22 protein-coding genes and 1 tRNA gene are annotated in these 22,853 nt (G+C 64.0%); 14 read left to right on the top strand and 9 right to left on the bottom strand.

What is annotated here, in order from left to right; all coding sequences use genetic code 11:
• The first annotated feature begins 122 nt into the window (after positions 1-122).
• Together AC51GT_RS02060 and AC51GT_RS02055 are read left to right on the top strand one after the other, a co-directional pair.
• Positions 123-1,499, top strand: coding sequence for a sulfite reductase subunit alpha (locus AC51GT_RS02060; protein WP_496327685.1), 1,377 nt, complete (start codon positions 123-125; stop codon positions 1,497-1,499).
• Positions 1,500-1,504: 5 nt separating this feature from the next.
• Positions 1,505-2,380, top strand: coding sequence for a spermidine synthase (locus AC51GT_RS02055; RefSeq protein WP_496327684.1), 876 nt, complete (start codon positions 1,505-1,507; stop codon positions 2,378-2,380).
• Here AC51GT_RS02055 and AC51GT_RS02050 read toward each other — a convergent pair.
• On the bottom strand, positions 2,354-3,799 hold the full coding sequence (locus AC51GT_RS02050; RefSeq protein WP_496327683.1) for an ABC transporter substrate-binding protein: 1,446 nt from the start codon (positions 3,797-3,799) through the stop codon (positions 2,354-2,356). The genes AC51GT_RS02055 and AC51GT_RS02050 overlap by 27 nt on opposite strands.
• 772 nt (positions 3,800-4,571) lie before the next feature.
• On the opposite strand from AC51GT_RS02050, the gene AC51GT_RS02045 reads away from it, so the two are divergent.
• Entirely contained in the window at positions 4,572-5,570 is a 999-nt protein-coding gene (locus AC51GT_RS02045; RefSeq protein ID WP_496327682.1) for an isopenicillin N synthase family dioxygenase, read from the top strand.
• Here the strand turns inward: AC51GT_RS02045 and AC51GT_RS02040 are convergent.
• Complete coding sequence (locus tag AC51GT_RS02040; RefSeq protein ID WP_496327681.1) at positions 5,519-5,899, bottom strand: DUF1330 domain-containing protein; 381 nt, start codon at positions 5,897-5,899, stop codon at positions 5,519-5,521. The genes AC51GT_RS02045 and AC51GT_RS02040 overlap by 52 nt on opposite strands.
• A gap of 142 nt (positions 5,900-6,041) precedes the next feature.
• Positions 6,042-6,725 (bottom strand): CPBP family intramembrane glutamic endopeptidase, encoded by a 684-nt coding sequence (locus AC51GT_RS02035; protein ID WP_496327680.1) that lies wholly within the window; start codon positions 6,723-6,725, stop codon positions 6,042-6,044.
• Between the two features lie 126 nt (positions 6,726-6,851).
• Here AC51GT_RS02035 and AC51GT_RS02030 point away from each other — a divergent pair, with 126 nt between their 5' ends.
• Together AC51GT_RS02030 and AC51GT_RS02025 are read left to right on the top strand one after the other, a co-directional pair.
• Positions 6,852-7,304 (top strand): DUF4262 domain-containing protein, encoded by a 453-nt coding sequence (locus AC51GT_RS02030; RefSeq protein ID WP_496327679.1) that lies wholly within the window; start codon positions 6,852-6,854, stop codon positions 7,302-7,304.
• Positions 7,305-7,357: 53 nt separating this feature from the next.
• A complete protein-coding gene (locus tag AC51GT_RS02025; protein ID WP_496327678.1) occupies positions 7,358-8,608 on the top strand; it encodes a vWA domain-containing protein in 1,251 nt (416 codons plus the stop codon).
• Between the two features lie 110 nt (positions 8,609-8,718).
• Here the strand turns inward: AC51GT_RS02025 and AC51GT_RS02020 are convergent, their stop codons facing one another.
• Both AC51GT_RS02020 and AC51GT_RS02015 read right to left on the bottom strand, forming a co-directional pair.
• Positions 8,719-9,486 carry an ABC transporter permease gene (locus AC51GT_RS02020; protein ID WP_496327677.1) on the bottom strand — a complete coding sequence of 256 codons (768 nt, stop codon included), beginning with the start codon at positions 9,484-9,486 and terminating at the stop codon, positions 8,719-8,721.
• A gap of 25 nt (positions 9,487-9,511) precedes the next feature.
• On the bottom strand, positions 9,512-10,501 hold the full coding sequence (locus AC51GT_RS02015) for an ABC transporter ATP-binding protein (RefSeq protein ID WP_496327676.1): 990 nt from the start codon (positions 10,499-10,501) through the stop codon (positions 9,512-9,514).
• Positions 10,502-10,597: 96 nt separating this feature from the next.
• Here AC51GT_RS02015 and AC51GT_RS02010 point away from each other — a divergent pair, with 96 nt between their 5' ends.
• From AC51GT_RS02010 to AC51GT_RS01995, 4 genes are all read left to right on the top strand, one after another.
• On the top strand, positions 10,598-11,566 hold the full coding sequence (locus tag AC51GT_RS02010; RefSeq protein WP_496323710.1) for a helix-turn-helix transcriptional regulator: 969 nt from the start codon (positions 10,598-10,600) through the stop codon (positions 11,564-11,566).
• 329 nt (positions 11,567-11,895) lie between these two features.
• A complete protein-coding gene (locus AC51GT_RS02005; protein ID WP_496327675.1) occupies positions 11,896-12,354 on the top strand; it encodes an OsmC family protein in 459 nt (152 codons plus the stop codon).
• Between the two features lie 159 nt (positions 12,355-12,513).
• Positions 12,514-12,714: an NfeD C-terminal domain-containing protein gene (locus AC51GT_RS02000; RefSeq protein ID WP_496324102.1), complete on the top strand. Its 201-nt coding sequence runs from the start codon at positions 12,514-12,516 to the stop codon at positions 12,712-12,714.
• 47 nt (positions 12,715-12,761) lie between these two features.
• Positions 12,762-13,859, top strand: a complete 1,098-nt coding sequence (locus AC51GT_RS01995) for a flotillin family protein (RefSeq protein WP_496323708.1) — start codon at positions 12,762-12,764, stop codon at positions 13,857-13,859.
• Between the two features lie 87 nt (positions 13,860-13,946).
• Here the strand turns inward: AC51GT_RS01995 and AC51GT_RS01990 are convergent.
• The 4 genes from AC51GT_RS01990 to AC51GT_RS01975 all read right to left on the bottom strand — a co-directional run bounded on the left by AC51GT_RS01990 (position 13,947) and on the right by AC51GT_RS01975 (position 15,655).
• Positions 13,947-14,018 (bottom strand) — tRNA-Val (locus tag AC51GT_RS01990).
• Positions 14,019-14,114: 96 nt separating this feature from the next.
• A complete protein-coding gene (locus AC51GT_RS01985; protein ID WP_496327674.1) occupies positions 14,115-14,597 on the bottom strand; it encodes a peroxiredoxin in 483 nt (160 codons plus the stop codon).
• Positions 14,594-15,016, bottom strand: coding sequence for a DUF3052 domain-containing protein (locus tag AC51GT_RS01980; protein WP_496323706.1), 423 nt, complete (start codon positions 15,014-15,016; stop codon positions 14,594-14,596). Before AC51GT_RS01980 ends, AC51GT_RS01985 begins: the two co-directional genes overlap by 4 nt.
• Before the next feature lie 105 nt (positions 15,017-15,121).
• Positions 15,122-15,655 (bottom strand): Rv2240c family protein, encoded by a 534-nt coding sequence (locus tag AC51GT_RS01975; protein ID WP_496323705.1) that lies wholly within the window; start codon positions 15,653-15,655, stop codon positions 15,122-15,124.
• 198 nt (positions 15,656-15,853) lie between these two features.
• On the opposite strand from AC51GT_RS01975, the gene aceE reads away from it, so the two are divergent.
• The 5 genes from aceE to AC51GT_RS01950 all read left to right on the top strand — a co-directional run bounded on the left by aceE (position 15,854) and on the right by AC51GT_RS01950 (position 22,820).
• Positions 15,854-18,619 (top strand): pyruvate dehydrogenase (acetyl-transferring), homodimeric type, encoded by a 2,766-nt coding sequence (gene aceE, locus AC51GT_RS01970; RefSeq protein ID WP_496323704.1) that lies wholly within the window; start codon positions 15,854-15,856, stop codon positions 18,617-18,619.
• 110 nt (positions 18,620-18,729) lie between these two features.
• Positions 18,730-20,028, top strand: a complete 1,299-nt coding sequence (locus tag AC51GT_RS01965; RefSeq protein WP_496323703.1) for a PucR family transcriptional regulator — start codon at positions 18,730-18,732, stop codon at positions 20,026-20,028.
• Positions 20,029-20,191: 163 nt separating this feature from the next.
• A complete protein-coding gene (locus tag AC51GT_RS01960) occupies positions 20,192-21,100 on the top strand; it encodes an ACP S-malonyltransferase (protein WP_496324101.1) in 909 nt (302 codons plus the stop codon).
• A gap of 136 nt (positions 21,101-21,236) precedes the next feature.
• A complete protein-coding gene (acpM, locus tag AC51GT_RS01955) occupies positions 21,237-21,548 on the top strand; it encodes a meromycolate extension acyl carrier protein AcpM (RefSeq protein ID WP_496323702.1) in 312 nt (103 codons plus the stop codon).
• Positions 21,549-21,554: 6 nt separating this feature from the next.
• Positions 21,555-22,820: a KasA/KasB family beta-ketoacyl-ACP synthase gene (locus tag AC51GT_RS01950; RefSeq protein ID WP_496327673.1), complete on the top strand. Its 1,266-nt coding sequence runs from the start codon at positions 21,555-21,557 to the stop codon at positions 22,818-22,820.
• Positions 22,821-22,853: the final 33 nt, after the last annotated feature.

Here is a 22,853-nt window from a genome sequence, read left to right as displayed (position 1 = left end):
ATGCGATCGGCCGACACCACCAGCTGAGGGTACCCTCAGCACCGTCTGGTGCCGCTTCAATGGAGCAGCGGTACCCGACGCAGGTACACGCACGCGCGCAGACTTCGGAGAGCAATCAGGCCATGAAAACGTCCAACCTGCCCGATGACGCCCAGTTCACCGGAGATGAGCGGCTGTGGTTGTCCGGCTTCCTTGCCGGCTACGACACCGGATCGGCGTCCGGGACCATCGTCGCCTCCCGCGAGGACGTCCTCGCCCGCGCCCTGATCGCGTTACGTGACCTGGATACGACAACTGATGCACCGGAGATTTTGCACGCTGTGACCGCCACCACCGAAACCCCTTCTCTGCCACGGGCGGACAAACCGAAGCGCTCCCCCTGGACCCGCAAGAACCCGTACGGCGCGACGCTCGTCGCGAACCGTCCGCTGCGGGGATCTGAATCCCGCAAGGACGTCCGTCACGTGGTGTTCGACCTCGGTGACAGCGACATCGACTATGAGGCCGGCGACGGGCTGGGCATCAAGCCGGTCAACGATCCGGCGTTGGTGGCCGCGCTGATCGAGCGCATCGGCGCCGACCCCGACGAGATGATCACCACGCGCGCCGGCGAGTCGACACTTCGCGACCTGCTCACCTTCGAGTACGAGATCTCGCTGCCGACGCGGGAGCTGATCAACCACATGGCCGATCACTCCGGCGACGCCGAACTCGTCCACATCCTCTCGACGGAAGACCGCGAAGCGCTCGAGGGTTGGTTGTGGGGCAAAGATGTCCTCGACCTCCTCGACCTCGAGCCGACCCTGCAGATCTCCGCCGCCGAACTCATCGACCTGCTGCGGCCCCTCGCCCACCGCGTCTATTCGATCTCGTCGAGCCCGCTGACCCACCGCGGCATGGTCCATCTGACGGTTGCCGCGGTGCGTCACCGTTCGGGCGAGCGTGACCGACGCGGACAGTGCTCGACGTATCTGGCCGACCGGATCAAGGCCGGCGGAACCGCAGGAGTCTTCCTCTCGAAGAACAAGTCGTTTCGGTTGCCGGCCGACGACTCGGTTCCGGTGATCATGATCGGTCCCGGCACCGGCGTGGCACCCTTCCGGTCGTTCCTCTACGAACGCAAGGCCCGCGGCGCGCGCGGCCGCAACTGGTTGTTCTTCGGTGATCATCACCGGGCCACCGATTTCATGTACGAGGACGAGATCGTCCAGTTCCAGCGCGACGGCATCCTCACCCGCCTCGACCTGGCCTTCTCCCGCGACCAGGAGCACAAGATCTACGTCCAGGACCGGATGCGTGAGAACGGTGACGAACTGTTCCGCTGGCTCCGCGATGGAGCGCACCTCTACGTCTGCGGCGACGCATCGCAGATGGCCAAGGACGTCGACGCCGCACTGCATGATGTGGTCGCCGAACACGGCGGCCTCGACGCCGACGCCGCCGAGGATTTCGTGAACACCCTCAAACGCGAAAAGCGTTATCTCCGTGACGTGTACTGACGTCGATGGCCAAATCGCGTAAGAACACCCAGTCCCGCAGGTCCACGCCGGCCCGCGAGGACGACGGGCCGAAGCCGGGCATCTACCCCATCGACACGGGTACGTGTGAGCTCGTCCGCGATCACCTGACCGACGGCTGGATGATCACCGTCAACGGTGCGCAGAGCTCGCATATCAACCTGGCCGATCCGACCATGCTCGATTTCGAGTACATGCAGTGGATGGCCGAGTTGATCGGTGACCATTGGCCCACCACCGAGCGGCTGCGCGCCCTGCATCTGGGCGCCGGCGCGTGTTCGATGGCGCGCTATCTCGCAGCCACCTATCCCGACGCGAGGCAGGTCGCCGTCGACATCGACAAGCGGCTGACCGAACTGGTCCGCGAGTGGTTCAACCTGCCCCGCGCGCCGCTTCTGCGACTTCGTGCGGGCGATGCGCGGGAGGTCACCGAGTCGCTCACCGACACAACCCGGGATCTGATCATCCGCGACGTGTTCTCCGGGGTCGTCACGCCGCCGGAGCTGACCACGCTGGAGTTCGTCAACCAGGTGCGACGGGTGTTGGCGCCCGGCGGCATCTATGTCGTGAACTGCGGAGACACCCGCGATCTGACCTTGGCGCGCGCCGAGGCCGCCACCATGGGAACCATCTTCGAACACATGGTGATCATCGCCGATCCGGCCATGCTCAAGGGCCGCCGCTACGGCAACATCGTGATCGCGGGCAGCGACACCGAGATCGGCCGCTCCCCTGCGCTGACCCGCGCGCTCCTCGGCGGCGGCGTGCCCGCGCAGATCTGGGACAACACCAGGGTTCGCGAGTTCGCCGCGGCCGGAAAGGTGTTGCGCGACCCGTCAGTTCAGCCAGATATCCTCGGGTAGCGGTGATCCCAGGGTGTACAGATCGACCCCGTGGACGTTCGCCCCGAAGATGACGCTGGGCAGGGCCCTGACGTACCAGACGCCGGGATAAATCTCTGCCAAACGCTTCTGGACGGTTTCGTAGGCTTGGGTGCGTTCCTCTGGTGTCGACGCGGTTCGACCGAGATCCAGCGCCTGATCCAACTCAGGATCGTTGACACCCAGGAAGTTGCCCGACGACGTCGAATGGAATGACGGCCACAGGCCGGCGTCCGGGTCTTCGAAGAGTGATGCGGTGATCGTCATGTCGAAATCACGCTGACCGGCACGCGCGGTGGCCGCTGCATAGTCCACGACCTCGACCTCGACGTCGACATTGTCGAATGCACTCAATTGCGTCTGAACACCTTCGGCAACCGCTTTGCTCTCGGTGGTGGGATAGGAAAGGAATGTGAAGGAGACCGGTTTTCCTTCTGCGGCCAACTCATCGAACAGTTCCTGCGCTCGCGCCTTGTCGGCTGATCGAATCTGAACATCGCTGAAGAACGGTGACTCTTTGGCGAGTAGCGTTGCCGGGACCTCTGCTTCGTTGTTGTAGACAACGGTGTTCAGTGCATCGCGGTCCACGGCGAGCGCAATGGCTTCGCGGGCGCGGATGTCGTTGAACGGGGCCCGGCGGAAGTTCATGCCCACGATCTGGCCGCCGCTGGTGGCGACGACCTGACCGGTCAGGCCCGCCTTTTCGGCCTTGTGAATGTTCGCCCAATTTGTTTCGGAGGCGAGATCGGCTCCGCCGGTGGTCATCACGTTGATTCTCTGATTGCTGTCGGGCACGGTGGTGATGGTGATCTGGTCCAGATACGGTTTGGGCGCGTCCCAGAACCCCGGATTCTTGGTCAGGTCGATCGCATCCTGACGAGCCCAGTTGGACAGCACGAACGGCCCTGCGCCGACCGGATTTTCGTCAAAAGCTTTCGTCCCCTTGGCCAGTGCGGTGGGAGAAGCAATCCAGTTCATCGACCCGCTGAGCAGCGATTGAGCAAAATGCGGATTGGCGGTCGTCATGGTCACCTTGAGGTTCTGCGGGTCGATCACCTCGGTGGCGGCCACCTGCGTTGCCTGTCGGATCGACGTCGAGCCCAGCGCCGGATCTTTCAGGCGATCCCAATTGAACTTGACCGCTGCGGCATCGAGCGGTGTGTCGTCGGTGAACGTCAGTCCCGGGCGCAAGGCGAGATTGAACGTGACGCCTCCGTCGGAGCTGGAGAAGTCGGTGGCCATCTTGTACTCGATCGCGAGCGATTCGCCATTGTTGACCATCAATGCGCCATACAGCGCGTTACCCAGGACCGGTTGGTGTGACCAGGTATTCGTCAACGCCGCGGGATCGAGAGAGCGTGGTTCGCCGCTCTGCAATATCCGCGCGGAACCTCCCGCCACCGGTGTGCCTTCGCCTTCGGACGCACCATTGCCATTCGAGGTACTGCCTCCACCGCACGCGGCCAACAATAGGATCAGCACAACGGAAAGCGATGACGCGGCAATCCTGGGCATACGTCTGTTTCGGGGCACTGTCGACCTCTCGAGTCGGGTGAGCGGGGCAAGGCAGCATCCGGTGCCACGAGTCCAAACGAACTTCGCAGCGGTTCGCGGGGATGAGTATTCGCCAATCGTGGTGTGGAACAAGGGTTCCGAAGTCACCAAGGGATATCGACGACTGGCTTGTGCTCTCGTGAAGCCAGTGACTGAACCGTACCCTCGAGCCCACCATTCCCGGGACGTATTCGGACATTGCATTTCGACAAGGCCGCGATTGAGAGATGCGAATACGACAAGACCCCGACCTCGATTCACTCGAAGTCGGGGTCTTGGCACGGTTCTATTCGGCTTGTGTCTCTTCGTCTTCCGTATCGACACCCAAGACCTCTGCTCCGGGCGTCGCGGGGGCCAACACTTCACTGTCGGTATTTTCGGATGGGACCTCCGTCTCGCGGAATTCCTCTGGTTCCCTGGCTGCCATTGTCTACCTCTCATGGTGCTGGTCATGCAGTTCCACACTGCTCTCGGAGACCACACGAATGTGGGCTGTGAGCCGAATTACCCCATCTTGGTCACCACGAAACCCCATGTGCCGATCCGTCTTGCAACAAGTACTCGGATCGGCCTGAATCCATCGGTGGCGACAGGCGCGGGACGGGCTACCGTTGGCGGTGTGCTCCCCGTGATCGATCTGGCCGAACTCGAGACCACCGCCGGCCGGCATGAGCTCCGTGCCGTCACCCACGAGGTCGGTGTCTTCTACCTCGTGGGCCACGGGGTGGATCCGCAACTCATCCACCGCGTCCAGTCCACGGCCCGCGCCTTCTTCGCACTCCCGGACGAGGACAAATCGGCGGTCTCGATGATCAACAGTCCTCACTTCCGTGGCTACAACCGCCTCGGTGGCGAGTTCACCAACGGCGAGGTCGATTGGCGCGAACAGATCGATATCGGCCCCGATCGCGACCCGCTCGATCACGCAACCGGTTACCTGCGCCTACAGGGGCACAACCAGTGGCCGGCGGCTCTACCCGAGCTGCGCTCGGCGATCACCGATTACGATGCCGCACTCTCCGAGGTATCGCTTCGCCTGCTGCGTCATTGGGCCGCGGGGCTTTCGGCCGATCCGGGCTTGTTCGACGACGCCTTCGCCCATGCCCCGGCGACCCTGATCAAGCTGGTGCGTTACCCGGCCCGTCCGGCCGCAACGGTGGCCGGTGATCAGGGTGTCGGTGCGCACAAGGATTCCGGTGTGCTGACGCTACTGCTGATCGAGGAGGGGTCCTCCGGCCTGCAGGTGGAGACGTCGGACGGGAACTGGATCGACGCGCCGCCCCTGCCCGGGGCGTTTGTCGTCAATATCGGCGAGATGCTGGAAGTGGCAACCCACGGCTATCTGCGGGCCACCAGGCATCGGGTTCTGACGCCTCCGGGGGCGGGTGAACGCGTATCGATCCCCTACTTCTTCAGCCCGGCTCTCGACGCGGTGATACCGACGGTCGATCTGCCCGCCGAACTCGCGGCCAAGGCCCGAGGCGTCGAGCAGGACCCGGCCAATCCGCTCTATTCGACCTACGGCGAGAACACCTGGAAAAGCCGCACCCGGGCCCATCCGGACGTCTATGCACGCTGGTATCCGGACGAGGCCGCGGCGGACGGCGAGCCGGGCTGAGGTCGATCAGCCAGGATGTCGGTCGCCCGGTGGTCGGCGTCGACACCTTCGAACAGTGCGACCGTGCCCTTCGAGTTGTTGGTGCGGAGCGGGGCGATGACCTGGTAGGCATCGGAGTCATACCAGCGTTGCGCGCCGTCTGAGCTCGGGAACCGTACGACGATGAGGTCGCCGGGCCAGGTCCCCTCGCGGACGTTCGGCCGAGCGCCATGGATGAGGAACCGGCCGTCGAACGGCGCCAGGGTGTCGTCGATACGTCGCAGGTATTCGGTGATGTCGTCTCCCATGGAGACGTCGTCGAGGACGGCGACCGCGTAGCTCTCGCTCATGGCTGGGGCTCCTGTCTGTCTTTTCTGCCGGGTTGTATTCGAGTGTGGGCGAGTCGTAGAAGCACGTCGATTACCTCCCGGGTAATTCGCCGACGGCACTTCGTCCGGGTCCCGCCGGGCACACCGTTGCTCTGCGCAGATTTCAGGCGAGTTGCCACGCGAGTGCGGCACCGAGTGCACCGGTGCCGTTGACCGCCCAGTGAAAAGCCATCGGCGCCAACAGACTGTCGCTTCGTAGTCGTAGCCAGATGAAGATCAACCCGGAGGTACCGGTCACGATGACGGCCCCGGCCACGCCGGCGATCTGTGCGAGCACACCTGCCCCGAGCAGATCGGTCAGCCCGCCGTTGCCCTCGGTCAGCCCGAGGGAGGACGAGACGTGCCAGAGACCGAACAATCCGGCACCGGCGACGTAAACCACCCACACCGGTGCGGCCCGGACCAGGGCCGCATTGAGCACACCCCGGAAGAGGAGTTCCTCGGGGATCACCGTCTGCAGCGGAATGATCACGAACGCACCCCACAGCGCCACCGATACGTTGTCGTAGTGGTCTGACAGGTACAGCGACCGGGTCCACGGCAGCAGGGCGCCGCCGATCGCGATCACCGCGACCGGGACCAGGATCGCCGCAGCCCATTTGAGCCCCCTGCGGTGTTGACTGCGGGCCAGCCCCAGCTCATTCCAGCTGTATCCCCGCCACCGGGCGTAGACGAGCAGGCCGAGTGCCCCGAGGGGGACGAACAACGTGATCGCATGGTCGAACGTGAAGTGGGCAAGCCCGTTGATCAGCGCAAGGACACCGACCACCACCGCCACATCACGCATCCGCGAACTCTATCCGTCCCCCCAGAGGCCGGCCATGGCTTCGCCGATCCGATTGTCGGAGCCGCCCGTTAGGGTGCTCCGCATACGCGATCGGCTCCGAAGATCGCACCGCCACAGGAGGACACGATGCGTCTGCAGTCCGATCCCGTCGACTTCGCCCACCGAGCCATCGCCAAGCGGTACTGGACCGTCACCGCGGTTCGCGCCAATCCCGCAGCCGGCTTCCCGTCGCACGCCTACACCACCGGGCTGACCTCGCTCGGTCATCCCGAGCTGATCGTCTACGGACTCGATCCCGGCATCGCCGGGTCGATCCTCAACACCGTCGGCCACCGGGTCGCGCGGGCCGGCGGCAAACTCGCTGCAGGTGAACGTCTCTCCGGATTCATCGACGACGATCTCGACCTCATGGTGATCGAAGCATTGACCACCAGCGACCTGCGGGTCGCCCGGGCGGTCTACGGCGAGGTGGCGGCCTGGCAGTTGGTGTGGCCCGATGCCGCCGGCGAATACCCGTGGAGCGCTCACTACGGCATGGCCCGCACAACCCAACCGCTCGCCGGCCTGCCCGCCGCCTGAAGGGTTGGCCGTCCCCCGCGCAAGAACCGCCGGGCACTGTAGATAATGGGCCGATGGTCTCCTTGACGCGTGGCGCCAACACCTCCATCAACACCGGCCCGGTGACGGTTGAGGTCTCCGGAGCCCAACCCGGCATGGTCGATGTGATGGCCTTCCAACTGGCCGGCGATCGCAAGACCCGCACCGACGGCGACTTCGTCTTCTTCAATCAGCCGAGCTCCCCGGAAGGTGCGGTTGTCCTGTCCGGGACCGCCACACTGTCGATCGACCTCGCGCGGATCCCCGCCGACATCGAGACCGTTGCCATCGCGGTCGCCTGCGACGAGGGTTGCACCGCCGCGCTGGCCTCCCTTCCCGGTCTCGCCGTCGCTGTCAGTGGGGCCGGCGTCGCGGTGGAGTTACCGGCCGCCGGACTCACGACCGAGCGGGCGGCCGTACTCGGCGAGATCTATCGCCGCAACGGGCTATGGAAGGTCCGCAACGTCAGCGCCGGATGGGACCGCGGGTTCGCCGACCTCGTCCGTGAACACGGGGTGAGCGTCGACGAGGCTCCGGCCGCACCGCCGACAAGCGAAATCGACGTGAGAAATGTTGCGGGAGAAGAGAAACTCTCGCTCGAAAAGCGTCAGCGTCTCGACATGCGCAAGCGCGAAGTGCACAAGGTGCTGCTGTCCAAGAACGCCGCCGGCGTGCGGGCCCGGGTTGTCATCGTCATCGACAAGACCGGAAGCATGGCCCAGCAGTATTCCAAGAAGGTGATCCACCGGGTCGTCGAGCGCATGCTGGCCGTGGCCACCCAGATCGACGACGACGGACAACTCGAGCCGTACATGTACGCCAAGTCCTTCCTGCGGGTACCGGACATCAGCGTGGACAACGTCGAGTCGTGGACCGGCGAATACCTCCACATCTACGGCAAGCACGGCGGATTCGACTACGACAAAATCGGCGCCACCAACGAAGAACTGCCGATCATGAACGAAATCCTGGGTTCGGTGACACCCGGGTGTCCGGTACTCGTCCTGTTCTTCACCGACGGCGGATTCCGCAAGAAGGGCCCGATCAGCGCCCTCATGCGAGCGGCGTCGAGTGCCCCTGTCTTCTGGCAGTTCGTGGGCATCGGCAAGGCGAACTACGGCGTCCTCGAACAACTCGACGAGATGGAGGGCCGGGTCGTCGACAACGCCGGCTTCTTCGCGCTCGACGATATCGACAATGTCTCCGACGATGAGCTGTATCAGCGACTGCTCTCCGAATTCCCCGACTGGCTCCGCGCCGCGAAGGCCGCGAACATCCTGACCTGAGGCACCCGCCCCCTCCCCACCCCGGCCCGAGCCACCCCGAAACTGTGCCCTTTTGGCGGGCCCCACCTGGGGTTTTGTTCGCCAAAAGGGCACAGTTTCGGGGGGCGGGGTCAGGCTCGGGACGCCGCGCCCATCGCCCGGATGCCCACGGCCAGACCACCGCATGCCATCAACGCCGCGGCCAATGCGCCGGCGCCGATCACCGAGAAGTCGAAGTCGCCGACAAAGAGCGCTCTTTCGGCTTCGACGACGTAGTGCAACGGATTGATGTTCACCAGGAATCTCATCCAGCCGGGCGCATCATCGAGCGGCAGCATCGTTCCCGACAGGATCAGCAGCGGGAACATCAAAGTCTGTTGTACGGTCCAGAACACCCAATCCTGTTCGCGGACAGCCAGAGCCAGACTGTACGAGAGCGACCCCAGACCGACCCCGAAGACGGCCAGGATTCCGATCCCGATGGCCGCTCCCCCGATGTTGATGTCGAAGCCCAGCGGCAATCCGATCAACAGGATGACAACCGCCTGCGCCGCCAGCGGGACCATCTCTTTCAAAGCGCGGCCCAGTAGCAGTGAACTGCGACTCAGCGGGGTCACGAGCATCCGTTCGTGACTGCCGCTGTGCATCTCGTCCAGCAGGTTCGCGCCGGTCATCGAGGTTCCGAAGATTGCGATCATCGCTAGAACACCCGGGATGAACCAATTCCAGACGTTGCCCGAATCCGCCGCCCCCGGAACACCTTTCAACAGCGGTCCGAACAGGGCCAGCAGGATCAGCGGCTGAACGAGGCTGAAGATCACCGTGAACGGGTCACGGACGGTGGGCCGTAGTTCACGAACCAGGACGATCGAACTGTCTCGCATGAGGTTTGTTGTCATCAGAGTTCTCCTTGGATGCAGTGGGTCAGGCGGCTGCGGATTCGCGCAAGCTGCGCCCGGTGAGTGAGAGGAAGACATCGTCGAGGGTCGGACGGGTCGCTTGTGCCGTGCGTATGGTGATCGCCCGCTCGGTGGCCGCTGCGATCAATGTCGGCAGCATCACGTCGGCACCTTCCACCTCGAGACCGACGGTCAGAGCATCGACCGCCACGCCGCGGACCCGATCGAATCCGGTTGCCAGCCGGGCCAATTCGTCCGCGTCAGCGCTCGAGTCGAGGGTGAACTCGATGCGGTCCCCTGCCAGCCGGTCTTTCAGCACCGCCGCAGAATCGTCCGCGATCACCGTGCCCTTGTCGATGACCACCACCCGTTCGGCCATCGCGTCAGCCTCTTCGAGATAGTGCGTGGTCAGCACGATGGTCGCCCCGGTGTCGGTGCGCAGTCGCCCGATGTGCGTCCACAGGTTGGCCCGGCTCTGCGGATCCATCCCGGTGGTCGGTTCGTCGAGGAAGATCACCGGAGGGCGATGAACAATGCCCAGTGCGATGTCGAGTCGGCGACGCTGCCCACCGGAGAGCGTGCTGACTTTCCGGTTCTCCATGCCCGTCAGGTCGAGTGCGGTGATCAATTCGTCGGCGCGGGAGACACTTTCGGATTTCTTGATGCCATAGCACAGTCCTTGGGTCACGAGTTCCTCACGGACGCGCTGATTGTTGCCACCACCGTCGCCCTGACCGACATAACCGATCTGTCGCCGGACCGCGTCGGGGTCGTCGGCGATGTTCTGCCCGGCGACCCAGGCCGAGCCCGAGGTCGGACGCAGCAGTGTGGTGATCATGCGCAGGGTCGTCGACTTCCCGGCACCGTTCGGACCGAGCAGCGCCAGCAACTCCCCTTCCGCCACGGTCAGGTCTATTCCCTTGACCGCCTCGACCGTGTTCTTTCCCTGTTTGAATGTCTTGGTCAATGCCGCGACCTCGATCGCCGGCGCGGCCTTGTCGGTACCCAGTGTCATCTTGTGCCTCCAGAAGTTGCCCGTGAACTGCATTGACTTGAAGCTATGACGCAATGAGGACAGAATCGGTCCGCATTTTCTGGCAAAGTGATACGCATGTTGGACACGTCGGCGCGACTGCTCCGCCTCCTGAGCCTGTTGCAGACCCGGAAAGAATGGTCGGGCGCCGACTTGGCCGAACGGCTCAACATCACCACCCGCACGGTCCGGCGCGACATCGACCGACTCCGCGAACTCGGCTATCCGGTGGACGGCACGGTCGGGGTGGGCGGCGGCTACCAACTCGGCGCCGGCGCGGAGATGCCTCCGCTGCTCCTCGACGATCAGGAGGTCCTCGCGGTGGCCCTCGGGCTCGGAGCCGGTGCCACGGCGTCGGTCACCGGGCTCGACGAAGCCGGGGTGCGGGCGATGTCGAAGTTGCGGCAGGTGATGCCGTCCCGACTGCGTCACCGGCTCGATTCCCTCCAGATCGACGCCACCCCGATGCACGCGGCCGTATCCCAGGTCGAAGCGACCGTGCTGTCCGATGTGGCGGCGGTCTGCCACCGGCACGAACGCCTGCGGTTCGACTACCGGGCCCGCGACGGCGCCGAAACCCGCCGCGAAGTGGAGCCATATCGTTTGGTGCGCAGCGGATTACGCTGGTACCTGCTCGCCTGGGACCTCGGTCGGGACGACTGGCGTTCCTTCCGCGTCGATCGCCTGACCCCGAAGATCCCGACCGGCCCCAGGTTCACCCCACGCGAACTTCCAGAAGGTGGTGCCGCCGCGTTCATCGCCGCCAGCATCGGGTCCGTGTACCGGCAGTCCACTGCCCGGGTGCGGATCCACCGCCCCCTCCAACAGGTCGCGGAGATGGTCGATTCCGCCTGGGGTGAGGTCGAGAGTGGTGATGCCAACAGCTGCGAGGTCGCGCTCTTCGGCAAGTCGCTGACGTCGATTGCCCGGTGGCTGTACGCATTCGACGCCGACTTCACGATCATCTCTCCCGCGGAACTACGCACGGAATGCCGTATCGTCGCAGACTTCCACATCAAGACTGCCGAGCGTTATCGCAATGCCTGATCAGAAGTCGAGTCGGCTGGAGCATTGTCGCCCGGCAATGGCACCGACCCGGCTGCTGTCAGCATTGCCTTGAGTTCAGCGACCTCGCTCCGGAGCAGGTCTATGTGCGCCGCAGTCGCCACTCGTGACAGTGGTGATCGACCACCAGAGCGCCTCACCGAACGACTGTATGCCCGCGTCGGCATGTGACCACTCGGCCTCCAGGATCCCAGCGGCCGCTCGGTGCGCTTCTCCCAGAGCCCGAGCCGGTCGCCCTGGCCTCTCACGATGTTCTCCACGACCACAACACAACCACTCCTGTTGGGGGTGGGCAGAAGTTGCGGTGTCTCATGGCGACTCACACGTATTTCTCACACCTCGTCTGGGAAGGTTCGACCGGCGGCGGGTATCGCGCGTATTCGCGCCACCACCGGGGCGTGACGCCACCGGCGCTCGACGAGATCGGACTGAGTGCCGATCCGCATTTCCGGGGCAACGACCAGTTGATGAATCCCGAACAACTCGTTGTGCTGGCGGCCAGTTCATGTCAACTTCTGTCATTCCTCGCCGTTGCCGCTCGCGCCGGAATCGATGTTCTGGGCTACGAGGACGATGCCTGCGGGGCAATGAGCGACGCTTCCACGCCGGCTCGCATCGACACCATCGATCTCTCACCCACCATCCGGGTGGCGCCGGGCACCGACACCGATCAGGTTCTGGCCCTTGTCGAACAGGCCCACCACGGATGCTACATCGCCAATTCGCTGAACACAGATGTCAGGGTCACCCCCACAATTCACCTCGAATGAAGTGCGCACCCCGGCTATATTCGACCGGTGATCACCACCGATTCCGCAAAGAATTACGCGCTCACCAGAAATCTTCTGATCATTGTGGAGATCGCCAACGGGATCAAGCTCTACAAACTGCGCCAGAACCGCTGAAGGGGCGCGGCTCCCGTGGATCCGATGGTCGGCAAGCTCGGTACCGCATACCTTTCGATCGAGGCCGGTGGATATGGTGAGGTGGTCCTCACCGTGAGCGGCGCGAGTCAAACGTTTGTGGCGACGTCGTCGGTCGACATCGCCCGTGGCGACGACATCTTGGTGATCGACCGGACCGATGACGGAAGCCTGGTTGTCGAGAAATGGTTTCCGTCCCCGAAGTGATTGCGCGCCGGCAGAAATAGCACCACCAACTGAAAGCAGGACGATTGATGCTCGGCTATCACGTGCCCGATCCCGACGAAGCCATGATCATCTCCGGAAAAAAGTCACACGACGAGAATGCGCCATTCCTGGTGATCATCGGCCATGGCAAGTGGGTGATGCCGTTCTTCCGCCGCGTCAGCTATCTGTCCCTGGCGATGCACGAGGCCGCCATCGAAGAGACGTGTGTGACCACGCAGGGCATCCAACTCAAGGTCCGCGCGGTGATCGCGCACAAGGTGGGGTCGGACACCGAGTCCATTGTCAATGCCGGACAACGATTCATCTCCGAACAGTCAAACGAGATGAATCAGCTGACCGGCCAGATCTTTTCGGGCCACCTGCGCTCCATCGTCGGGTCCATGACCGTCGAGCAGATCATTCGTGAACGCGACACCCTCGCCCGGCAGGTCCTCGATGCGTCCAAGCGTGAGCTGACCCTGATCGGCCTGAAGGTCGACTCCTTCCAGATCCAGTCGATCGACGATCTCGGTTCGGGTTACATCAAGTCCCTCGCCGCGCCCGAGGTCGCCCGGGTGCAGCGTGATGCCGCCGTCGCCCAGGCAGCTGCCGAGCAGCAAGCTGTGGAAGCCCAGCAGAAATCTGCACGGGCACAGGCGGACTACGAGCGCGAGACCGCCCTCAAGCGGGCCGAGATCAAATCCCAGACCGACAAGGCCAACGCCGAAGCCGCGCAGGCCGGTCCACTGGCCCAGGCCCGCGTGAACCAGGAGATCACCACGGAGCAGACCAAATTGGCGCAGACCACGGCAGAGCTGCGCGAGCGCCAACTTCTGTCCGAGGTGATCAAACCCGCGGAGGCCGAGGCACAGCGCACGCGCATCCTGGCCGAGGCCGAGGCCGCCGCCATCAGGATCCAGGCCGCTGCCGCCGCCGAGAACGACCGCATCTCACTCGACCAGCTGCTGATCGAGCAGCTGCCCGAGCTCGTCGAAGCGGTGTCCAAGGGTTTGGCCGGCGCGAATCTGACCGTGTTCAACGGGGCACAGGGTGTCAACGAACTCGCGACCAACGTCGTCGCACAGGGGATGTCGATCCTCGATACCGTGCAAGGCCGATTCGGTCAGAAAACAGAAGAAAGCTGACTCCGCTCGCGTTTCTCACATTCGCTCGCGCTACAGAGCGAGCGGGTGTGAGAACTGTGAGCAGGCCTGTCCATTGTTCGATGTCGGTGCGCGCAGAGGGATTTGAACCCCCGACCGCTGGTGTGTAAGACCAGAGCTCTACCGCTGAGCTATACGCGCAAGGCGGCTGAACGAAGGCGAGTTCGCCAGCCGCGACGGCGAGAGAAAACATTCGGACTCGCCGCCCATCCGATCACCCGAAGGTGCCGGACACACTCAAGAATTTAGCGTGGCCAGAGCTTTCTCCCAAAGCGACTGGTCACGGACCTGACCGGGATCCATCATCTCCGAAAAAGTGATGAGCCCGTTCTTGTCGATGACGAACGTTCCGCGGTTCGGATAGCCCTTGTCGTGGTTCAAGACGCCATAGGCCTCCGACACCTCACCGTGCGGCCAGAAGTCCGCCAGGATCGGGAACAGGTACCCCTGAGCCGACGACCACACCTTGTGCGTGGGTGAACTACCCACCGATACGGCGACGAACTCGGAATTCTCGTTCGAGAACAGGGGCAGCCGATCCCGGACCATGCTCAGTTCGCCCTCGCAGGTTCCGGTGAACGCCAGTGGAAAGAACACCAGCAGAACGTTCTTCTTGCCGTGGTAGTCGGCGAGACTGACCACTTGATTGTTTTGGTCACGCAGGCTGAAGCCGGGAGCCTCGGTTCCCACCTGGAGCTCCCGACCGAGAGAGGAAGTCATGCTCTCTTGCCGACCCGCGTCTTCGGTTGGACCAAGCGCGATCCCAGCCATTCGCCGAAACTCACGGCGCTGGTCTGGGTGAGACCTGCTGTCGGGGCGGCCTCGGCGACCTCGGTGGGGTCGACGTATCCCTCGTTGCCGGTTTTCGGCGACAACACCCAGACGAATCCGTCATCGGCAAGTGGTCCGATGGCGTCCATCAATGTATCGACCAGGTCCCCGTCACCGTCGCGCCACCACAGCACGACCATGTCGACGACCTCGTCCGAATCCTCATCGACCATCTCAGCGTCGATGGTGTCTTCGATGAGGCCGCGCAGGTCGTCGTCGGTGTCCTCATCCCACCCCAGCTCCTGCACGATCATGCCCGCTGTCACTCCCAGCTTCTGGGCGCGATCACCATCTGAAGCGGCAACCAACGCGACGACCTCCTGTCAAAAAATGGGTGAACACGGTTTCGTGCCCACTTAGATCACTCAAGCGAACAGGGTAAACCCCCAAGTTGCAAGCCGAATGCCGGTTTTTCAATCGGAAAGCCCCCCGCAAACGTCCACCACCTTGTTCCGCGCCTCGATCCACTGCCCCGCCGGTTCGTTGAGGCCGGACTGATTTTGGCCCTCTATCGCCCGCACCAGCTCCTGGTTCCGGACGAAAAATGCGCTGACAAGTCGGCTCAACGAAGCGTCGACGTCAGGCACCAATTTGGCCTTGATCACCTGCTCACCGGCGTTGAGCTGATCGATCGCGACCTGTGCGGCGCCACCGATCGCCGAATACGACTGCACTTCATTGAGTTTGGTCACGAAGTCGTTGTAGTTGCCGAGCATCGTCACCACGGTGGTGGTGAACTGCGAGCACAATTCCAGCGTGAGATTTCTGGCGGCTTGCGCGCGCCGCGCCGAGTCGGCGGCCCGTGACTGCGCCGCTGCCACTGACTGCTCACTCCGGTACGCCGACACCTGGCGCCCGTCGACAGAACTCGCGCCGTCGATCGTGGCCGCGCACCCGGTCACGCCCAACCCGACAACCGCACAGACGGCCACACCCCAAACTCTCACAGACCAGATACTGCCCGACGTGCGCGCAATAAGGCGACGAAACGCCCGTGGGTAGGGTTACTTTGCCGCGCACCGGTGCCTTTACTCATCAGTTGCGGCACGATTAAGACAACGTCGAAACCACACCCCGGTTCCGGCGGGTCAATCCCGTTGACGGCGGCCACCGCTGCCGAGTGACTCGAGGAGAAAGAGCACGCAGTGACTGACAGCAGTAACGCCCCAAAGAATCAGGCCCGTGTTCGGGTGATCCGGGAAGGTGTCGCGTCGTACCTGCCCGACATCGACCCGACCGAGACCGATGAATGGCTCGATTCATTCGATGGTCTCCTCGAGCACGCCGGGCCCGGCCGCGCACGGTATCTCCTGCTGCGTCTGCTCGAACGCGCCGGCGAGAAACGGGTGTCGATTCCGGCGCTCACCTCCACCGACTACGTCAATACGATCCCGACCGAGAACGAACCCTGGTTCCCGGGCGACGAAGAGGTCGAGCGCCGCTTCCGCTCATTCATCCGGTGGAACGCCGCGGTCATGGTGCACCGCGCCCAGCGTCCCGGCGTCGGCGTCGGCGGGCACATCTCCACCTACGCGTCGTCCGCGGCGCTGTACGAGGTCGGCTTCAACCACTTCTTCCGCGGCCAGGACCACCCCGGTGGCGGCGACCAGATCTTCATCCAGGGCCACGCCTCCCCCGGTATCTACGCCCGCGCCTTCCTCGAAGGCCGCATCGACGAATCCCGCATGGACGGCTTCCGCCAGGAGCATTCCCACGCCGGCGGCGGCCTGCCGTCGTACCCGCATCCACGCTTGATGCCCGATTTCTGGCAATTCCCAACGGTTTCCATGGGCCTGGGTCCCATGAACGCCATCTACCAGGCGCGCTTCAACCACTACCTGAACGACCGGGGTATCAAGAACACAGAGGATCAGCACGTCTGGGCATTCCTCGGCGACGGTGAGATGGACGAACCCGAGTCGCGCGGCCTGGCGCATGTCGCGGCCACCGAGGGTCTCGACAACCTGACGTTCGTGGTGAACTGCAACCTGCAGCGTCTCGACGGCCCGGTCCGTGGCAACGGCAAGATCATCCAGGAACTCGAGTCGTTCTTCCGCGGTGCCGGCTGGAACGTCATCAAGGTGATCTGGGGCCGCGAGTGGGACTCGCTGCTTCAGAAGGACCGCGACGGTGCGCTGGTCAATCTGATGAACAGCACCCCCGACGGCGACTACCAGACCTACAAGGCCAACGACGGCGCATTCGTGCGCGAGCACTTCTTCGGGCGCGATCCGCGCACCAAGGAGCTCGTCAAAGACCTGAGCGACGCCGAGATCTGGCGCCTCAAGCGCGGTGGTCACGACTACCGCAAGGTGCATGCGGCGTACGCATCGGCACTGGCCCACAAGGGACAGCCGACGGTCATCCTGGCCCACACGATCAAGGGCTACACGCTCGGCAAGCACTTCGAGGGCCGCAACGCCACGCACCAGATGAAGAAGCTGACACTCGACGATCTCAAGGACTTCCGGGACAGCACCCGCATCCCGATCAGCGATGCCGAGCTCGAAAAAGACCCGTACCTGCCGCCGTACTACCACCCCGGGGCCGACTCCCCCGAGATCCAGTACATGCTCGATCGCCGCAAGCAACTGGGCGGGTTCCTGCCTGCGCGGCGCACCAAGAGCAAGGTGCTCAAGCCCGACACCAGCGGCGCCATCAAACTCGCGGCCAAGGGTTCGGGCAAGCAGCAGGTCGCCACGACGATGGCCATCGTGCGCATCTTCAAGGAACTGATGCGCGACAAGGAGATCGGCAAGCGACTCGTGCCGATCATCCCGGACGAGGCCCGTACGTTCGGGATGGACTCCTGGTTCCCGACGCTCAAGATCTACAACCGCAACGGCCAGCTGTACACCTCGGTCGACGCCGAGCTGATGCTCGCCTACAAGGAGAGCCCCGAGGGCCAGATCCTGCACGAGGGCATCAACGAAGCCGGATCCACGGCGTCGTTCACCGCGGTCGGTACCTCGTATGCCACCCACGATGAGCCGATGATCCCGCTGTACATCTTCTATTCGATGTTCGGGTTCCAGCGCACGGGCGACGGCCTATGGGCCGCCGCGGACCAGATGGCCCGCGGATTCGTGCTCGGCGCCACTGCCGGTCGCACCACCCTGACCGGTGAGGGTCTGCAGCACGCCGACGGTCATTCACTGGTGCTGGCCTCGACCAACCCGGCCGCGGTGGCCTACGACCCCGCGTTCGGTTACGAGCTGGCACACATCATCTCCGACGGCCTGCGGCGGATGTACGGCGAAGATCCCGAGAACATCTTCTACTACATCACCATCTACAACGAGCCGATCACCCAGCCTGCGCAGCCCGAAAACCTTGATATCGCAGGCCTTCTCAAGGGCATCTACAAGTTCGCCGATGCCCCCGAGGGCAAGCAGTACCCGGCCAACATCCTGGTCTCGGGTGTCACGATGCCGAGCGCTCTGAAGGCACAGCAGTTGCTGGCCGACGAGTGGAACGTCGGGGCGAGCATCTACTCGGTGACGTCGTGGGGCGAGCTGGCCCGGGACGGGGTCGAGTACGAGAAAGCAGCGTTGCGTGAACCTGCCGGCAGTCATCCGCAACCCTTCGCCACGGAGGTCCTTGCCGATACCGACGGACCGTTCGTTGCGGCGACCGACTACATGCGGGGTGTGCCGGAACTGATCCGTGCCTGGGTCCCGGGCACGTACCTCACCCTGGGAACCGACGGTTTCGGATTCTCCGACACCCGACCGGCCGCTCGCCGCTACTTCAACGTCGATGGTGAGTCCATCGCGGTCGGTGTCCTCTCGGCACTGGCGCGCGACGGCCATATCGACATCAAGGTTGCCGCCGAGGCTGCCGAGAAGTATCAGATCGAAGATGTACTGGCTGCTCCGAAGCAGACCAGCGATCCGGGTCCCGGCGCCTGATCGTTCCGCACCCCCCACCGACCGCCCATCCGTCACCCGACGGGTGGGCGGTCGGCGGTTGCGGTCGTCATGTTTCCCAATCGGGCGCGCCTCTGACATAGATTGAAGCCATGACTGAGTCCCGTACGGGTGATCAGCCCGTAGGCGATCTCTTCGGCCCGCGTGGCGCCCACGTCCCGGCACCGGCGAATGTTCACGACGCCCTGCCGGATACCCTCCTCCGCCGGGTGAAGCAGTACAGCGGACGACTGGCCACCGAAGCCGTTCACTCGATGCAGGAACAGTTGCCCTATTTCGAGGATCTCGAGGCGGGTCAACGGGCCAGTGTCCAGCTCGTGGTCCAGACCGCGGTGGTGAACTTTGTCGAATGGCTCCAGGATCCCGAGGGCAACGTCAAGTTCACGGTGCAGGCCTTCCAGGTGGTCCCCCAGGACCTCGCCCGCCGGATCAGCCTGCTGCAGACCGTCGAGATGGTCCGCGTGGCGATGGAGTTCTTCGAGAAGTGGCTGCCACTTCTGGCCCGCAACGACGCCCAGCTCCGCGCCCTGACCGAGGCCGTCCTGCGCTACGGCCGTGAGATCGGGTTCGCCGCCGCCTCGATCTATGCATCCGCCGCCGAATCCCGCGGCGCCTGGGACTCTCGACTCGAGGCGCTGGTCGTCGACGCCGTGGTCCGCGGTGACACCGGCCCGACCCTGCTGTCCCGGGCGGCGGCACTCAACTGGGACACCGAGGCCACCGCCACCGTCGTCGTGGGGATGCCGCCACCCGAGCGGAACGTCTCGGTACCCCTGGCCGTGCACAACACCGCACGTCAACACGGCCGCGCCGCACTATCGGTGGTTCAGGGCAGTCTCCTCGTCGCGATCGTCAGCGGCCCGGTGCCGCTGGACGACCCTTTCATCACCGATCTGCTCCTCCTTTTCGCCGACGGCCCGGTGGTCATCGGTCCCACCAGGCCCAACCTGGGGGCCGCCCACGCCAGTGCCATCGACGCCCTGGCCGGCATCGAGGCGGTGGCCGGTTGGCCCAGTGCGCCCCGTCCCGTTCACTCCCTCGAGCTCCTGCCCGAACGCGCACTGCTCGGCGATCAGGCCGCGATGACCACATTGAGCGATGCTCTGGTCAAGCCACTCGCCAAGGGCGGTGACACCCTGACCGCCACCCTTGACGCCTACCTCGATTCCGGAGGATCCGTCGAGTCGTGTGCGCGTCAACTATTCGTTCATCCCAATACTGTGAGATATCGACTAAAAAGAATTTCGGACATTACTGGTCGCGATCCGATGAACCCCCGTGATGCTTACGTTCTGAGAGTCGCAACAACTGTGGGCAGATTGGCACGGGTCAGACACGACATGCGCACAATTTTCCCTACAGTCACACCAGCCACAGGTTCGAACGAGTAAAAACTACGGTTGTGCATCAATTCACATCGATGTAACGGATATCGGTGAGGTGACGATGCAGGCACGCTGTTGTGCACTTTTGTGGAGTTCCCACAAAGGCGTCGCCGAAGGTTCATTGCGTCCAGCACCTTCATCGAGGGCGAATAGGGTGTTCTCTGATCAGGTGCTCACCTTGCTTGCGCCCGGACAGGGCTCTCAGACCGTCGGAATGCTCACGCCTTGGCTTGAGCTGCCCGGCGCACGCGACCAGGTTGCGTCCTGGTCGAAGCTGACGAGCCTTGACATCGAACGCCTCGGAACCACCGCCACGGCCGACGAGATCACCGACACCGCAGTCACACAGCCGCTGGTTGTGGTCTCGGCACTGCTCGCCTACGAGGAGATCAGCAAGCGCTCTGCGTTGCCCTCGGACACCCTGGTCGCCGGCCATTCCGTCGGAGAGTTGGCCGCCGCCGCCATCGCCGGCGTGCTGACCGCCGATGAGGCCGTGTCACTGGCCGCGATCCGCGGAGCCGAGATGGCCAAGGCCTGCGCCCTCGAGCCCACCACCATGGCCGCCGTCCTCGGTGGCGATGAGGCAACCGTGCTGGCCCGCCTCGAAGAACTCGACCTGGTTCCCGCCAACCGCAACGCGGCCGGGCAGATCGTGGCCGCCGGAGCCGTAGACGCGATCGATGAATTGATCGCCAACCCGCCGGAGAAGGCCCGTATCCGCAAGCTCGCCGTCGCCGGCGCATTCCACACGCGGTACATGGCTCCGGCCCAGGACGCCGTGGCACGTGCCGCAGCCGGCATCACGCCGTCACAGCCGACCCGACCGCTGCTCTCCAACTCCGACGGGGCACCGGTCAAGGACGGCCGTGACGCACTCGATAAACTCGTTGCTCAGGTCACCCGGCCCGTGCGGTGGGACCTGTGCTCGCAGACCATGCGCGAGCTCTCCACCACCGGATTGATCGAGCTGCCCCCAGCCGGAACACTTGCCGGCATCGCGAAGCGTGAGCTGAAGGGAACACCGACCCTCGCGCTCAAGACCCCCGACGACCTCGCGGGCATCACCGAACTTGGATAGCGACGGCGGCACGCCTGTGCCGTCGTCCCCGGGAGATGTAGGAGAGCACAGTTGCTCGCCACATCCGTCCAAAGCAGCGCATCAGCACTGTTCTCCGGAAAAACACTCGCAACACGAATATGAAGGGAGCCACACAGTGGCCGCCGCCCAGGAAGAAATCATTGCCGGACTCGCTGAGATCATCGAGGAGGTCACCGGCATTGAACCCTCTGAGGTGACTGTGGAGAAGTCGTTCGTCGACGACCTCGATATCGATTCTCTGTCGATGGTCGAAATCGCAGTGCAGACCGAAGACAAGTACGGCGTCAAGATCCCCGATGAGGATCTCGCCGGACTGCGCACCGTCGGTGACGCCGTCAACTACATCCAGAAGCTCGAAGCCGAGAACGCCGATGCCGCCGACGCCATCCGCGCAAAGCTCGACTCCGACAAGAACACCGGTGAGTGACAGACTGTGACTAACTCTCTTCGCGATTACTCCACCCTCGGCGGGAATTTCCCGAACGTGGTTGTGACCTCCATGGTCGCGACCACCTCCATCGGCGAAGACCTCGATTCGACGTGGAAGGGTCTTCTCGCCGGAGAGAGTGGCATCAAAACCCTCACCGATGACTGGGTCGAGGAGTACGAGCTTCCCGTCCGGTTCGGTGGGCGTCTGGTGAAGGATCCGTCGACGGAGGTCTCACGGGTCCAGGCCCGTCGCATGGCCTACGTCGAGCGGGTCGCCTATGTCATGGGTAAGCGTCTGTGGGCCCAGGCCGGCGAACCCGATGTCGACAAAGAGCGCCTCGGCGTTGTCATCGGTACCGGCCAGGGCGGCGCTGACGCGCTCATCGAGGCCTACAACTCGATGCACACCACCGGCAACTACCGCAAGGTCTCCCCGCTCGCCGTACCGATGGCCATGCCCAACGGCCCGGCCGCGGTGGTCGGACTCGAGATCGGCGCCAAGGCCGGTGTGATCACACCCGTCTCGGCCTGCTCCTCGGGTTCCGAAGCGATCGCGCACGCCTGGCGTCAGATCGTCATGGGTGACGCCGACATGGTCGTCACCGGTGGCGTGGAGGGTCATATCGACTCGGTGCCCATCGCCAGCTTCGCGATGATGCGTGCGATGAGCACCCGCAATGAGGATCCGGCGTCTGCGTCTCGTCCGTTCGACAAGGACCGGGACGGCTTCGTCTTCGGTGAGGCCGCGGCCATGATGGTCATCGAACGCGAAGATCACGCCATCGCCCGGGGCGCGCACATCCATGCGCGGCTACTCGGTGCCGGGATCACCTCCGATGGGTATCACCTGGTCGCACCTGATCCGGAGGGCACCGGCGCCGCTCGCGCGATGACGCGCGCACTCCAGACCGCAGGACTCGGCAAGTCCGACATCACGCACGTGAACGCGCACGCCACGTCCACGTCGGTCGGTGACACCGCCGAGGCCCTGGCGATCAACATCGCGGTGGGCAACCACGCAGCGGTGTACGCACCGAAGTCTGCCCTCGGGCATTCCATCGGCGCAGTGGGTGCGCTGGAGTCGATCCTGACGGTCAAGGCCGTTGAGGATGGTGTCATTCCTCCGACGCTCAATCTCGACAATCAGGATCCCGAGTGTGACATCGACGTCGTTCACGGCGAGCCCCGTTACGGACAGATCGACTACGCCATCAACAACTCGTTCGGATTCGGTGGGCACAACGTTGCGCTCGCCTTTGGGCGCTACTGAACCCACCGCCCCTGAGCCAGTTCTCTGGCGGGC

The organism is Williamsia sp. z34, assembly GCF_059553395.1.
Note: the sequence above shows the minus strand (reverse complement) of the source record. Positions and strands in the feature narration are given on the sequence as shown.